The following is a 15570-nucleotide window of genomic DNA, read 5'->3' as shown; positions in this document are numbered from 1 at the left end:
TCGCCACGTGACCCGCTCGCCTCGCCGCGCGGCGATGCCGGATGATGCCATCCGCCCGGCACGCCCTACGGATAGAACCGCCCCATCATCCGCGGGAACGGGATCGTCTCGCGGATGTGCTTCAGACCGCAGAGCCACGCCACGGTTCGCTCGACGCCCAGGCCGAAGCCCCCGTGAGGAACCGTCCCGTATTTTCGCAGGTCGAGATACCAGGCGTAGTCGTCCGGATTCAGGCCTTCCTCATGAATGCGGTGGAGCAGTGCGTCATAACCGTCTTCGCGCTGGCTGCCGCCGATGATTTCGCCGAAGCCCTCGGGCGCCAGCAGGTCCACATTGTTCACACGCGACGGATCCGCCGCATTCTGCTTCATGTAAAAGGCCTTGCACGCCTTCGGATAGTGAGTCACAAACGTCGGTTTCTCCGACAGGCGGCTGATGATCGTCTCGTCGCTGCCGCCGAGGTCGCCGCCGGGATCAAACTCGGCCGCGAGCCGGATGTGCTGCGGGATGTTCTGCACCTCCACCTCGAGATCGCCCAGCTCGTCCTTGAGGTCCGCGATCTCTCCGACCAGTTTGTCCTTTTCCCATTGCTTGACACCCTGACCGGCGGCTTTCGCTTCTTTCTCCGCGAGCAGTTTCCTGATTTCCTCGATGCGAGCGGTCTTGGTCGCAAGATCCCGCTCCAGCAGCTCCTTCGCCCGAGGGCCGCGCAGGATGTCGGCCGCCTCCTTGTGGGTCATGCGGTTGAACGGCTTGGTGATTTTCTCCAGTGACGCGATGTTTCGGCCGAGGAACTCCAGGTCGCTGCGGTGGTCCTTCAGCACGCGTGCGACAATCGCACAGATGAAGTCCTCCGCCAGGGCAATGACATCATCCAACTCGGCAAACGCAATCTCCGGCTCGACCATCCAGAACTCGGTCAGGTGGCGACGGGTCTTGCTCTTTTCCGCGCGGAATGTCGGGCCGAAGCAGTAGACTTTGCCGAACGCCATGCAAGCCGCCTCGACATAGAGCTGGCCGGTCTGGGCCATGTAGACCGGTTCGCCGAAATAGTCGACCTGAAAGAGCGTTTGCGCACCTTCACCCGCGGCCGGAGCGAAAATGGGCGTATCAATCAGCGTGAATCCGTTTCGGTTGAAATAAGATCGGATCTCGTCGATGACGGCATGCCGCACGCGAAGGATGTGCCACTGTCGCCGCGAGCGAAAATGCAGATGGCGGTTCTTGAAGAGAAAGTCGATACCGTGGGGCTTCGGCGTGATCGGGAAATCAACTGATTCGCCGACCAGTTCGAGTCCGGTCACCTCCAGTTCGTGGCCGCCGATCTGCTTTTCGTTGGCCTTGACGAGACCAGTGATTCGGACGGCCGCCTCCTGGGTAAGCTTGCGAGCGATGTCGAAGAAGGCCTCTGTGGCCGGCGACTTGGCGACGACGCACTGGCATAGACCGGTTCCATCTCGCAAGACGAGAAAGGCGATCTTCCCGGAGTCCCGGCTGTTGTAGATCCAGCCCTGGAGGGTGACGGTTTCGCCGACATGGAGATGTAAGCTCTTGATAGTGGTAAACATACGAACCCCTGCCTCTTGATGGAGCGCGCCGGGCGGACACGCACATTCGACCGAGCTTGTGCCTCCCAGGCTGTGAAGCACGAATCCGGGCACATCCAAATCGAACATAGGATATCGAAGGCTTCGCCAATGTCGACTTGGTAGCGCGTCGGTTTTTTCAGCAAATCTTCGATTCGATCGCGCACGCGATCACCAAGATTTCGGCTTGTATGTTAGTGACAGTATTTCCGCATCGGCGGTGCGGTGCTGCATCATTCGTAAAATCAAAAGGGGCTGTTCCACTCACTGAAGCATGCGGTCATCGAGGCACTGAAAGCGAGCGCGGATCAGATCAAAGAGGAGATGGACCATGGACTGGAATGACACGTTCAATCGCAACTACGTTCGTCGCATCTGCTCAATTGTCGTCATCATGATCCTAATCGGCTGCACCCAAGGTGATCGCGTCGGAGTGTATCTCGAAACGGCGGGAAAAATACTCGACGATTATGGCAGCGTTTCAGTGTCCAGTCCACTGTTTGCCGATCGGAAATTGGTCGAGAACGGGCAATTCGCATTCGATCTCCAACGAACAGCCCAACAGTACTACGACGAAGCGCGTAAGGACATTCATGGTGCCGTCGCGTCCATGTATGAACACATTAACGAAACAGACATCGGTTTCCGCGGCACGGTCAATTTGCAGGACCTGCTAACGAACCGCATGCTCTATGATGGCTACCAGGCAGACCTCGATGCATACAAACGCAAGACCGCACTACTCGATTCCGCTTCAATGCTGGGCCTGCTCATCCCGATTCTCGATCCATCCCTCGCGTTGAACGAAGCGGCGAAGGCCGAAGCGGCAGCTACGACACAGCCTGCGAATTTGTCGCCGGAGGAGGAGCGAATCAATCGACTGCGGGCATTGGTCACCGCCATGACCGTATCTTCGACCGGCCTTTCCGGGCCAACGACGCGACCCGCGCCGCCGGAGTTTCAGCACAACCCGCCGAGTTTTGACGAGAGCGTCCTGCCAAATGCAGACAAGGTCCGCGCCCTGCTCTCGGAAGAGAAGTTTCACAAATTTCAGGCGTTGTTGAAGCTGAGTAGACCGACGGGGGAAGTGGTCATCCCAAATAGCTCCGCGATAAATAATGCCGCCGGAACAAAGACCTTTCAGAACGTGTTCAATTTTCTTGGCAAGCCCGAACTGGCGAGTCAGTTCAAAGACAAGATTGTGCTCGTGGGCGTGTCGATGGTGTCGGTCACGCCAGGAACGCAGACCGAGAAGGGATACATGGCTGATGTATCGGTATCAGTGAGTTACGACTATCAGCCTGTGAGGTTTGACCTGCTGGCGAAACTAGCAGCCCGTGGCAAAAGTCCTCTTGACTCGCTAGGGGAATCAGATGATCTGAATTACGTCAATGCCACTCTATCTACCTATGCCAGATTGAATCGTGACGAAACACTCGTCAACCTCCAGAACCAACTAAGTAATCCGAGTCCAAGTTCCCAAGGGCTCGATTGGCCGGAGGAAAAGAAAAAGGAGTTGGAAACGCAAATTCACGAGCACCTAGTAAAAAAAGCTGCGGAAGCGGCTAATGTTGCCAAGGATCGACGAAAAATCGACACCACACGGACCTACTATGCAGGATATGAGGCCGGTAGTTACAGGCCAGGACTGATGGAACTGACACCGGCAGGCGAACTTGTTTCGTCAGTTCAGGTCTCTTCGGCTCCACTCGTTGCCGCAGTCACTCCGATGACCGACATGCAAACACTCGATCTGTCAAGCAGCATTCGAGATCAGCAGGCGTTGGCACTGAAGATCGCACTGGTGGTATCGGGGTTTGGGGCTGAGGCTCAGGCCGCTGGATTGATTCAGGATATTCAGCAATTTCAGCAGGATGTCGCGACGCGTTCCACGCTCAATACTGTTGCCGGCTACAGTAACTCCGGGGGGGTATTCGGTTATCAAATCGGCCCCAGTCTTTTTGGGGTTCGAAACACGGGCGTATTTAATAATAGGAGATCGGCGGGTGCCGAGAAAGTGCTACAGCGCCAGAGTTTTCCGGTTCTTGTTTTTGTCGGCATCGATCGGAACGACCTGAGAATCCGGTTGAGTTACGACCCGAATTCAAACCCCAAATGGCAGATTGTGGAACCGCGGCTCCAATTTCGCCAAACCACACGATGGATTCCAATCAAGAAGACCGATGACCCCGCCTTGTTTGACGCCCGACCGCGCCTAACTGAAAAGGATCGCCTGCATGCGGCCAACCATCTTCGCCTGGCAGCCAATATAATCGAGCGGGAAAATCCCAGTGAGAATGACAGTTGGAATGGACCATACCCAAGCAGGTCGAACAACTTGCAAGGTTCCCAGAACTCCATGACTTCGGCCGACCTCGCGTTTGAAGACTACGTTCGCAATCGAATCGCCATACTCCGCTCTCACGTCGTGGAAGCATTCCATTTTCAGGCGGTTCCGATTGATGCCTTTCTTCCGAAAGAGGCCAGTAAACCAAGCCCCTCACCGGTTGTGGAAGCTATTACACCCTCAGAGGTATTTTTCAAAGTTGAAAACGGAAAAGGCACATTGTCAGAGACGCACATCGCGATCACCGGCCGACACCTCGATCAAATCGAATCGGTAGCGAAAAAACCTATTGGCGGAACAAGCCTGACAGTGAATATCAAACTAAAAACCGAACATGCCATACTTGTAGCACTCTCCGGGAATACTGGTAATCAAAACACACACTCGGTTCAGTTCCAATTCAACTACAAGGATGCCCAAAAGCAAGATGCTTTCATCCTGACGCCCTTGCTCCAATTGAAGCCATTTCCAAACCAGGAGCCCAGGTCGCAAACAGCCGCAAGTGAAGATGTCATAACACTGCGCCGGACCTTTTCCACAACCACCCAACCCGCCGTCAGCGATATTGTAACAATTCCGAAGTCCGTTGATCCCTCTATCACAAATACGTTCATTCAAAATAGCGGGCATCATCCTACTCAAGACCCTTGTGGCAATTTCGAAGTAAGAGTCAAGTCCGGACAATAAACTCACATTCAATGCGCCATCAACGTGACAAGTCGCTGTCGGGATCAATCAATGAAAGGACGATCGCATGACACCGCCAATCGAAATTACTCATGAAGGAATCGAACTCCATGGCACGGTCAGCGCTGCCAGCGGAATTTCCCGGCATCCGATTCGAATTCCGAACGGAACCCAGGCTCAAATCAAACTCCATTCGACCTTCCTGATCGAATGGCAGATCAGTCCAGACGACAACACTTGGAATATTAATTCGGCAAAAACTCCACGAGTTGTTCCATCAGGTAATCACGAGATACGGGTTCGAACTCCGATCGGGGTGCCTGTGATTGCAGACATCCCTTACCAACTTTCGGTGCGTCTAGTTTGAGTTAGAGCCGATCGAGAACTCAAGTTGGAACGGCTAGACCAAACAGAGCAAAGCGCGGTCAGATTTTCGTCCGGATCGAGTCTCCGTCGAACGAAGGTCTCTCTCATGAGAACAGCGTTGGCGATTCCTTCAGCTTCTTGATGCGATCGCGTATCTGCGCCGCCTTTTCGAAATCCAGCGCTTCGGCCGCGGCGAACATTTCCTTTTCCAAATCCGCGATGGATTCGGTCAGGTCGAACGTCTCCTCGCTGGCCTTGATGGCTTCGCGAGCGGTCTTGCGCGCCGCGATCTGATCTTCCAGACCCTTGCGGATGGCCTTTTTGATGGTCACGGGCGTAATGCCGTGCCGGGAGTTGTATTCCTCCTGAAGCTTTCGGCGACGGGTGGTTTCGTCGATCGCGTGCTGCATGGCCTCGGTCATCTTGTCGGCATACATATACACTTCGGCATTGATGTGCCGGGCGCATCTCCCGATTGTCTGAATCAGGCTGGTCGCACTGCGGAGAAATCCCTGTTTGTCGGCGTCGAGAATCGCGACGAGCGACACCTCCGGCAGGTCCAGCCCCTCGCGGAGCAGATTCACGCCGATCAGCACATCGTACTTACCATCGCGCAAATCCCGAAGTATCGTCACACGTTCAACAGTGTCGATCTCGCTGTGAAGATACGCACCCTTGATGCCCGACTGCTGTATGTAATCGGACAAATCCTCCGCGAGCCGCTTGGTCAAGGTCGTGACCAGCGTGCGCTCGCCCTTCGCCACGCGAACCTGAATTTCGTGCAGCAGGTCCGGAACCTGACCACGCGCGGACTTGACCGTGATGACCGGATCAAGCAATCCGGTCGGCCGAATCACCTGCTCAACCACCTCGCCCGCGGACTTCTTCAATTCGTACGGACCCGGCGTCGCGCTGACGAAAAGCACGTGATCCCACATCGCCTCGAACTCTTCAAACCGCATCGGCCGATTGTCGAGCGCGCTAGGCAGGCGGAAGCCATGCTCAACCAATACTTCCTTTCGCGCCCGGTCGCCGTTGTACATTGCGCCGATTTGCGGAATGGTCACATGGGACTCGTCCACAACCAGCAGAAAATCCTTCGGGAAATAATCAGCCAGCGTGTAGGGCTTGGCCCCGGGCGGACTGCCCGCCAGATGACGTGAATAATTCTCAATCCCGGAGCAGTAGCCGACTTCCAGCATCATCTCCAGGTCGTACTTCGTCCGCGCGGCCAGCCTTTGTGCCTCAAGCAATTTTCCCTGCTGCCGGAAATAGTTAAGCCGCTGTTCGAGTTCATCGCGAATCGACTGTGCGGCCGCTTCGATGCGCTCCTGCGGCATGACATAATGAACAGCCGGATAAACATAAAGTTGATCGTGCCGCTCGAGCGACGCCCCGGTCAGGGGATTAATCGTCTGCAATTTCTCAATCTCATCGCCGAACATCTCGATGCGATATGCGATCTCGTCGTATGCCGGGAAAAGTTCGATCACGTCACCGCGCACCCGAAACGTCGCCCGATCGAGATTGAAGTCGTTTCGGTTGTATTGAAGGTTTACGAATTTCCGCAGAAGCTCATCCCGCTCAATTCCCATCCCGACGCGCAGATCGATCACGCTTGCCTTGTATTCGTCCGGCGAACCGAGCCCGAAGATGCACGAAACGCTGGCAACCACGATCACGTCACGCCGCGATACGACCGCACTGGTGGCCGAGAGTCGCAGCCGGTCGAGATCATCGTTGCGCGACGAGTCTTTCTCGATATAGATATCACGTGCGGGGATGTACGCCTCAGGCTGGTAATAATCGTAATAGCTTACAAAAAACTCGACCGCGTTCCGCGGGAAGAGCTCCTTGAACTCCTCATACAGCTGAGCAGCCAGCGTCTTGTTGTGCGAGATCACCAGCGTCGGTCGCTTCAGCCCAGCGATCACGTTCGCCATTGAAAATGTCTTGCCCGAGCCCGTCACGCCCATCAGCGTCTGAAGACGACGGCCGCTCTCGAATCCCCTCACCAGGCGATCAATCGCCGCCGGCTGATCACCCGCCGGCTTCATTTCAGAAATCACTTCAAAATCCGTCATCGCAATTCACCGGGGAGATTCTGTTCAGTTCAACATTCGCTCGACTGAGATTCACAGAATATACTCTCTCATGATACGCGATCCGGCGTTGCGTGGCGCAATCGCGATCAATCGGTCGCATGTCGCACCGAACCAGACCCGATACCGAACTCCGAATGTCCAGACCTGCGAAAGTCTCCGGTGCCTCTCAACCCACAGCGTCGACGAACGGATCCGAGGCAATGACTGATCTCGGGCGACCGCGACGCACGGCATCGCGCTGGCGAATCTGGGCCTTCCGCCTTGCGGCGATGCTGCTCATTCCGGCCATGCTGTTCGGATCAATTGAAGTCGGACTTCGATTAGGCGGCGCAGGCTATGATCCGTCGTTCTTTGTTCCGCTGGGTGGCGGTAAATCGGTCTATGGAAACCCGCGTGTCGGCTGGCGTTACTTCCCGAGGTCTGTCGCTCGGCTGCCGACGCCTTTCGTCATGGATGCGAGAAAACAGCGCGGCGCGTATCGCATTTTTGTACTCGGGTCGTCGGCCGCCCAGGGTTTTCCGGATTCGACATTCAGCTTCGCGAGAATTTTGGACGCGATGCTTTGTGATGCCTTTCCAACCGCCCGGTTCGAAGTGATCAATACGGCGATGGTCGCAGTGAATTCACATGTTGTGCTCCAAATAGCGCGAGACTGCGCCGAGTTTGAGCCGGACACGTTCATTATTTATGAGGGCAATAATGAGGTCGTCGGCCCCTTCGGTCCCGGCACAGTCTTTCGCGACTTTTCGGATCGCCTTTGGGCGATTCGCACGAATCTCGCATTGGCGCGGCTGCGGCTTGTTCAGGTCGCGGGACACGGAATGAGCCTTCTCCGGGCTTCGGACGAAACAGGAATGGAATGGAAGGGAATGGAATTCTTCCTCGATCGTCCCGTTGCCGCCACCGATTCACGGCTCGATGCCGTGTACCACCATTTCGAGCGCAATCTGAAGGATATCTGCCGCACCGGGCGCGACGCCGGCGCGCGGGTGCTTCTGTGCACTGTCGGCGTGAATCTGCGTGACTGCGCTCCATTCGCTTCGCAACATCGCGAAGACCTCACGCCGGATGATCTTGCCGAATGGAATGCAACATACGCCGATGGAGTCCGGCTCGCCGAACGTGGCGATTTCGCCGCCGCGATCGACCGCTATCAGGCCGCGGCAAAAATCGATGACCAGCACGCGGAGTTGCACTACCGCATTGCCCGCTGCCAATCGGCGTTGAACCTGCGGCAACCTGCCAACCAGCACTATGCCATTGCTCGTAACCTGGATGTTCTCCGATTCCGCACGGATCAAAACGAAAATGAGACGATACGCCGGGTTGTGTCGTCGCAGGACGGTGGCGTTCGGCTCGTCGATGTCGAACGATACATGGCTCTGAACGATCCGGCCGGTCTCGGTGCTCCGGGAAAAGAGCTGTTCCACGAACATTGCCACATGACATTCCTCGGCAACTACGAGATAGCCCGGCTTCTCTTCGATGCGTTGCTGCCGGGACTTCCTGAATCCATCCGGAAACTGTCCACGGGCGAAGCCAAACCCTGCTCCATCGATCGCGTGATGGAACGACTCGCGTTTACGCCCTACGCGGAAGAGACGAGCCTGAAAGCCATTTCAGGATTGCTGAATAAGCCGCCCTTCTCAGCCGCCATGGATGTCGAGGAGCACCGCGAACGTGTCGAGCGCCGGCTTAACGAATTGGCATCGCTCCAGACACCTGAGAGTTTCAAGACTTATTGCGACACCTTTGATCGGGCCCTCGCAATCGATCCGAATGATCCGCTCGTTCGCGCCAATTATGCCGAGCTGCTGATGGCCGGCGACCGCTTCGCGGAAGCGGAACAGAACCTTCGCGAAGCATTGAAGGCTTTCCCATTCGACGCAGCGATCGCCGCGAATCTCGGTCGAGCTGTTGCCCGGCAAGGACGCAACGCGGATGCCGAATCCCTGCTGAGGGCCGCGGCCGGCCTCGATTACTGTGACGATGCGTGCCAGGCCAACACGCTTTTTAATCTCGGAATTCTCGCCCATCAGTCCGGGCGGCTTGACGAGGCTCGTGCACTCTACCTTTCCGCGCTGAAGTTTCGCCCGGCCCGCTCCGATGTTCGTACGAATCTCGGACAGATTCTCCTCAGCCAGGGCGATTCCGATGCAGCCATCCGCGAATTCACGGCGGCGGCTGCGCGCGAGCCGCGGAACCCGACCTATCGGCTGAATCTTGCCAGTGCGCTGGCGTACCTGCTGCGAACCGACGACGCGATCGCCGCGCTGACGCAGGCGTCGCGAGACTTCCCGACCGACGTCAATGTCAATGCGGCGTTGATCGATTATCTGCTCCGGACCGACAAGAACGAGCAGGCTCGGATACATGCGGAACTCGCGATCGCAAAGTTGCCCGACTCCGCGGAGATTCGATACAAGGCAGCGCTGGTAATGCAGAAGTTGGGCCGTCGGCAGGAGGCAATCGATCAGCTTGGCGAAGCCCTTCGACTAAGTCCCGGCCATCAGCGGGCCCAGGCCATGCTGGAAACTCTCGAAAAACAATCAGGATGAGACGAAAGTGACTCGACCGATTCAGACCCGCGTTGTACCCGCTTCGGCAGGAAGGCCCCGCTCGACCCATTGCCGCGCCGCGGCACTGACTCGAACGGCGTGGATCTCTTCAATCATATTGATCGCGGCCGCCGGCGCCGGGATTGCGGCGTGGTTGTACGCAAGCGCCGGCCCGAATGAACTTGGGATGCCGCCGCCCGGCGCGGCGCGCGGACAAAACGTGCTTCTGGTCACCTTTGATACGACTCGGCCGGACCACCTGGGTCTGTACGGCTATTCGCATGCCCGGACCCCTTCCATCGACGGCCTCGGCAAACGCGGCATCACCTTCCTGAATGCCACGACAACCGTCCCTCTTACGCTCCCATCCCATACAACCATCTTGACCGGACAATATCCCTATCGGCACGGTGTCCGCACCAACACCGGATATGAGCTGCCACAGTCGGCGGAGACGCTCGCCGAACGTTTCAAGCAGGCGGGCTATTCGACCGCCGCTTTCGTCAGCTGTTTTGTGCTGGATGAGCGATTCGGCCTGAGCCAGGGATTTGACACCTACGATTTCGCCGTCACATCAAAGGGCCGTGCCGGCCCGGAATCGATTCTGAATCAACGTGATGCCGCGGCCGTCACGGATGCCGCACTCAACTGGCTGAGCAAGGACCGCAAAGTCGATGGTGCGCCGCCCTTCTTTCTATGGGTTCATTATTACGATCCGCACAATCCATACGTTTCTCCACTTGCGAATCAGCCTGAGTTCGCTGATCGCCCGTACGATGCCGAAATTGCATATGCGGATGCGGAACTGGGTCGGCTTCTTTCACAGTTGGATCGTCAGGGGCTGCGAGACAGCACGTTGATCGTCTTCACCACCGATCATGGTGAATCCCTGAACGAACACGGAGAATCAGGCCACGGCATCTTCATCTACGAAGCAACGATGCGCGCCGCACTGGTTTTTTCGTCACCGAGTCTCTTCGAATCCGAGTTGCGGATCGAGAATCATCTTGCGGCCACCACCGATATTGCCCCGACGCTGCTGAGCCTGCTCGGATTGCCGGCGCTGCCCGATATGGACGGAATCGCACTGAACCATCAGCGAATCCCCGCGGATCGCATGGTGTTCATCGAATCGATGTACCCGAAGGAGGGCCGCGGCTGCGCGCCTTATTTCGGCGTGCGTTCGCTCAAGGCAAAATTCATCGACGCACCGGAACCCGAATTCTACGATCTCGTTGCAGACCGAAACGAGCTCACAAACCTCTACGTCAACGCACCCGTCGAAATGGTTCCCTGCGAACGCGAACTCCGCGAGTTGTACGCGGCGTTTCCGCAGATCAGGAGCGGTCGCGGTGGTGTGCGATCCATGACCAGCGCCGAAATCGCGCAGCTCGAGTCGCTCGGCTATGCCGGCGGCGTCACTGTATCCGACGAGGCGGTCCTGCCCGATGCCAAGCACCGCATCGCGCTGTTCGAAAAAAATGAGAAAGCGATCGAACTGGTCAAGAGTGGCCGCGTCGACGAAGGACTGGCCATGGCTGAGGAACTGATGCGGCAGACCGACGGATTCGAAACACCGGTGCACACCGTCGCCCACATCTACGAGGGCCTCGGACGACATGCCGAGGCGGTTGCACTGCTCGACGAGTATGTAAAACGCCATCCGAGCACCAATCTGTTTCTGCATCTTGCGAAGAATCTTGCGGTTTTGAACCGCTGGGACGAGTTCGAGCGCGCGCTCAGGGCGGCGGAGGTCATGGAACCGAAGCGCGGTTCGATACCGTTGCTTCGCGGCGACACCTACATGCAGGTCGGCAGGTATTCTGACGCTGTTCGAGAGTATGAGCGGGCGATTGAGATCGATCCGCATCGGATCGGATCGAAAGAGCGCGCGAAACTGGAACGCGCGAAGAAGCTTGCGGGGCAATAACGCACCTGCGTCCAGCCTCACATCCGAAGGGGCAGGCCCTCCGCAGGGAGCCGGGACGATGGCATCCCCCACAGACCCGACCCGGGCAGGCTGAAATCCATAACATCTTTCCCTGAATCAGGTTACGGCACAAATCCCGGTCGCCGGCCAATCAAGCCCATCGAAACGAGTGCTCCGCGCAGCAACAAAAAAACTTCGGCGGATTTCAAAAACACTTGATTCGGCTGTTCACGCTCGGTTAAACTCGCACTTTGGAGAGGTAAAGATTCGGAGGTGAGGGAAGCGTCGGCGCGTTCGCGTTCGGCTTCTCTTCGGATCCTGAGCTTATCTCTAATCGCTGGATAATTTGAATCCTGCAATCGAGTGGGTGAAGCGGCGTGTGCCCGCCCGCCCAGACAGCAGTTTCAGGGTGTCCCGGGGGCCTCTTCAAACATCCTCGGGGAAGAAGAAAGAGGAGGAAACGAACATGAGATTGGTAAGAGGAATGACGATGACCGCCGCGCTGGTCGCCATCAGCGCCGGCAGCGCCATCGCCGGCTTCACGACGCCCGTCCAGAACGGCGTTCCGTCGAATTCGGCGCGCGGCGTGGGCGCGGGTGTCGTCGGCACGGGTAACGGCAGCTTCACTTACAACCATGCCGGTCCGGATTTTGTCCCGGGCATCGTCAACATCACCGGCACGCTCGTGTCGGTCGACCCCGGCACCTGGTCGAACGAGGCCCGCGTTGAAATCTGCAATCCCAGCGTGTGCGTCTTCACCGGCGCCCTCCCGGGAACAGCCGGCACCACTTTCACGTCGCTCAACATCAATGCCAACATCAACAGCAACGGCCTGTTGACCGGCACCTCGGTCGGCGTCTGGACCTTCGAGTTCTTCGAGAGCTACAACGATCCCGGAAATCCGGACTCCCTCTGGAACGACCTGACCATCACCATCAACGACGCGACTCCGCCGGACGTCGGCGAGAACATCAATCTCGGCGCCCTGAACAATGACGGCAGCACGCTGAAGGTCAACGGCGACCTTCTTTCCAACGGCATCACCGATCGCTACACCTTCACCCTGCCGTACGGCGTGTCGAACCTCGCTGACTACCTCAACATCCGCACGACCGGCATGGACACCGAGCTCGGTCTCTATGACGGCGGCGGCAACTACATCGCCGATGATGACGACGGCAACGGCGGCTTCCCTCCCGGACACAGCATGCTGTCCTTCGGCGCGGCGGACCCCTGGGCCGGCGGCGTGAACCAGGTCGCTCCTGGTTTCCACGGTCTGGCCCTTCCGGCCGGCACCTACACGGTGGTTGTTGGTGGCTGGAACACCGTTTTCGGTGCGACGCTCAACGACATCACGGGTGGCACCACTCAGGGCAACTACAGCCTGAGCCTGAACTACGTTCCCGAGCCGGCGACCCTCACGTTGCTGGCCCTCGGCGCCATCGGCTTCATCCGCCGACGACGCTAAGCAGCCTTCGGCTATGTGCCGTCGTGCGACAGCGCGGCGGGCGGTGCCGACTGCAATGAATTGAGCAAGGGGCGGTCAGCCGATGGGCTGGCCGCCCCTTTTCTTTTGGCCCCTGGCCGATCCGCTGCGGATGCGACCTGCCGGTTGCGGCCCCGGCGGGTGGCGATCCGGCATGGAATCGTCGTAAACCACGGTCGCAACATGGGTTTACATCCATAAGTTCCGGATTCTTGTGGAGCAGACCGGGGGTTTGATCCATGAAATCCGGAATTTGATGGATGCGCGGGGCCATTTTATGGCCGTGAAGCGGCATTTGAGGGATGCGGGAGGGATTGGGATGGACGCGCGGGGGCGTTTCGGGCCTTTGGAACGGCGTCTGGGCGCTGCGGGACGGGGTTTCGCGGCCGCCGGACCGCGATTCGGGGCGGCGATCCGCCGCCGGCCTAACGGCCCGATCCGGCCTCGTAGGTCTTCAACCGCGCCCGCATCCCGTCCAGCTCCGCCTCGGTCGCCCCGGATTCCCGCGCCCGATCAATCGCCTTCCCGAGCGTCGATGCCGCATTCACGAAATCACCCGCGGCCGCGTAGGCCGACGCGAGGGTATCGAGATAGTTGGCGTTGCCGTTCAACGTCGACGCACACGCGCGACGGCCCAGCTCGATCGCACGCTCCGGATTCCGAAGCGACTTGTCCGCGCAGGTCGCCAGCGAATAGGACAGGTCATTCGCAATCACCGCCGACTCCGGCGCCGCCTTGAAGCCCGCCTCCAGAAAGCCGACGGATGCCGCCTCATTCCCCTGGCCCCGCGCCGTCTCGGCCGCAAGAACGTAGGCGTCCGCCGATGCCGGGCGAAGCTCAATAACCTTTCGATAGTCGGCGAGGGCCTCCTCCGGCCTGCCAAGCTGCGCCAGCAATCGCCCGCGGAACAGCAGGATGTCCGCATTGGCGGCATCCAGCCGGGCCGCCTTCTCGATCTCCGACATCGACTCGTCCAGCCGGCCCTGCGCGGCCAGGCACTGCGCGAGCGAGAAATAATGAATGGCGTCGCCGGGGCTCAGCGCGGCGGCCTTGCGGAACTTTTCCTCAGCCTCCTTCGACCGGCCCCGGATCATGTCGATGACGCCGAGCCGATTGATGGTGATGGCATCCTCCGTCTTCTCGTGCGCCGCCGCCTCATGCAGGTAGGTCTCGGCCTGATCGTATTCCCGCAGCTGGATGAGCGAATCGGCGATCAGCAGGCGCAAGGCGCTGGAATCGGGCTGAATCTTCAGCGCGTCCTGATATTTCAGGATGGCTTCATCGTGGCGGCCCGCCATTGCGAGCACCTCGCCAAACGCCTGAAGAATCTCGACGCTGCGAATGCCCCGCCGCGTCGTGGCTCGAAGAAACTTGATGGCCTCGTCGACTCGGCCGCTCTTCGCGGTGTCCAGGGCCTCCTTCGCGATGTCGGCCTCGGTGCGCGAGTAGGCCGCGAGCTCAAAGCGAATCGGATCGTTTCTGACCAGCCCCTTGCGACCGTCCCGCTCCGCCTGGGACGTGTGGAGCGCCGCAGCGTCGTTGTTTCCCTGGGATCGCTCAAGCTCAGCCAGCTCCAGCAGCGCGTCCCGGTAGGTCGGCTGCAACTCGATCGCCCGCTTCAACCAGGTGATTGCCCGTTCCACGTTGCCCGACCGGCGCTCGCAGCGGGCCAGGCCATACACGGCGATCACATCCGTCGGATCCAGTTCCACGGCCTTTTCAAAGGCGGAATGGGCTTCGATCGGGTCGCTGTCGATGATGAGATTCCCGAGATTGCTGAACGCGGCCGGATATTTGCCCTCGAGCTCGATGGACCGTCGAAACGAGTCGATCGCCTTCGATGTCTGTCCCGCGGACTCATAGGCGATCGCGGCGAGGTACCGGTATCGCATGACCTTCGGCAGCAGCGAAGACGCACGCTCGAAGCAGACCGCCGCCTGCTCATAGAAGCCCCGCACGCAAAGGTGCAGACCGAAATCGGCGATTCGATCGGCGCTGGTCGGCGCATCGATCGCGCGCTCCCGCGAGCGGAGCACCAGTTGACGCTCATCCGCGGAGAATCTTGACAGGTCCACCTCCGGAGGCACGAAGCCCTCGGTGGACGACATCGACTGCGCCGGCTCGCTCACTCGGCCGGCGGATGAATCGGCGGCTGTCGGCCGGGAGTCTCCCGGGGGGATCGAGCGAGACGATGCCGGTGGGCGCGAATCCTCGGAGGAGCCGGCTGAAATGGAACCGGGCGACGATGCGTCGATTGGGGGTGATTCGGCGTCGGTCGCGCGTGCCGGCGCATTGTCTTTCGGAGCACTTGTCGGCGTCGTCGCCGTGCGGTCGCATCCCGCCTGCATTCCGAGGACCGGCGCGGCCGCGATGCAGGTCTTCACGATTCTCTTTCGGGTTTGTTTTTTCATGGTTTGCCGCTCCGCGCTCTGGGGCCGCTCGCCGAATGCTCGTTTCTCAATCCCCACATCCTATCATCCGCGACCGCGGCCGGATAGATTCCGC

8 protein-coding genes are annotated in these 15570 nt (G+C 58.8%); 5 read left to right on the top strand and 3 right to left on the bottom strand.

Features of this window, described 5'->3' with window-relative positions:
* Window positions 1–65 precede the first annotated feature (65 nt).
* Entirely contained in the window at window positions 66–1568 is a 1503-nt protein-coding gene (locus tag KF841_07995; GenBank protein MBX3395295.1) for an asparagine--tRNA ligase, read from the bottom strand.
* Window positions 1569–1917: 349 nt separating this feature from the next.
* Between KF841_07995 and KF841_07990 the strand changes: the two genes are divergently transcribed.
* Together KF841_07990 and KF841_07985 are read left to right on the top strand one after the other, a co-directional pair.
* Entirely contained in the window at window positions 1918–4620 is a 2703-nt protein-coding gene (locus tag KF841_07990) for a hypothetical protein (protein MBX3395294.1), read from the top strand.
* Window positions 4621–4687: 67 nt separating this feature from the next.
* A complete protein-coding gene (locus KF841_07985) occupies window positions 4688–4987 on the top strand; it encodes a hypothetical protein (protein MBX3395293.1) in 300 nt (99 codons plus the stop codon).
* A 103-nt stretch (window positions 4988–5090) separates the two neighbouring features.
* On the opposite strand, the gene uvrB is transcribed toward KF841_07985, so the two are convergent.
* On the bottom strand, window positions 5091–7070 hold the full coding sequence (gene uvrB / locus KF841_07980) for an excinuclease ABC subunit UvrB (protein ID MBX3395292.1): 1980 nt from the start codon (window positions 7068–7070) through the stop codon (window positions 5091–5093).
* A gap of 221 nt (window positions 7071–7291) precedes the next feature.
* Between uvrB and KF841_07975 the strand changes: the two genes are divergently transcribed.
* The 3 genes from KF841_07975 (at window position 7292) to KF841_07965 (ending at window position 13047) form a co-directional block, all read left to right on the top strand.
* Window positions 7292–9649, top strand: coding sequence for a tetratricopeptide repeat protein (locus KF841_07975; GenBank protein MBX3395291.1), 2358 nt, complete (start codon window positions 7292–7294; stop codon window positions 9647–9649).
* Between the two features lie 7 nt (window positions 9650–9656).
* The gene (locus KF841_07970) at window positions 9657–11579 is read left to right on the top strand and encodes a sulfatase-like hydrolase/transferase (GenBank protein ID MBX3395290.1); all 1923 of its coding nucleotides are present in this window, start codon (window positions 9657–9659) and stop codon (window positions 11577–11579) included.
* 490 nt (window positions 11580–12069) lie between these two features.
* Window positions 12070–13047, top strand: coding sequence for a PEP-CTERM sorting domain-containing protein (locus KF841_07965; protein ID MBX3395289.1), 978 nt, complete (start codon window positions 12070–12072; stop codon window positions 13045–13047).
* A 443-nt stretch (window positions 13048–13490) separates the two neighbouring features.
* On the opposite strand, the gene KF841_07960 is transcribed toward KF841_07965, so the two are convergent.
* On the bottom strand, window positions 13491–15476 hold the full coding sequence (locus tag KF841_07960) for a tetratricopeptide repeat protein (GenBank protein ID MBX3395288.1): 1986 nt from the start codon (window positions 15474–15476) through the stop codon (window positions 13491–13493).
* Window positions 15477–15570 lie beyond the last annotated feature (94 nt).

This window comes from Phycisphaerae bacterium (genome assembly GCA_019636475.1).
In the GTDB taxonomy this organism is placed as follows: Bacteria; Planctomycetota; Phycisphaerae; order UBA1845; family UTPLA1; genus JADJRI01.
This window is presented reverse-complemented; position numbering and strand designations above follow the sequence as displayed.

Excerpts from the sequence above, each read along its gene's own strand:
- KF841_07995 (MBX3395295.1), bottom strand. The coding sequence starts at position 1,568 with ATGTTTACCACTATCAAGAGCTTACATCTCCATGTCGGCGAAACCGTC.
- uvrB (MBX3395292.1), bottom strand. The coding sequence starts at position 7,070 with ATGACGGATTTTGAAGTGATTTCTGAAATGAAGCCGGCGGGTGATCAG.
- KF841_07975 (MBX3395291.1), top strand. The coding sequence starts at position 7,292 with ATGACTGATCTCGGGCGACCGCGACGCACGGCATCGCGCTGGCGAATC.
- KF841_07960 (MBX3395288.1), bottom strand. The coding sequence starts at position 15,476 with ATGAAAAAACAAACCCGAAAGAGAATCGTGAAGACCTGCATCGCGGCC.
- KF841_07965 (MBX3395289.1), top strand. The coding sequence starts at position 12,070 with ATGACCGCCGCGCTGGTCGCCATCAGCGCCGGCAGCGCCATCGCCGGC.
- KF841_07985 (MBX3395293.1), top strand. The coding sequence starts at position 4,688 with ATGACACCGCCAATCGAAATTACTCATGAAGGAATCGAACTCCATGGC.
- KF841_07990 (MBX3395294.1), top strand. The coding sequence starts at position 1,918 with ATGGACTGGAATGACACGTTCAATCGCAACTACGTTCGTCGCATCTGC.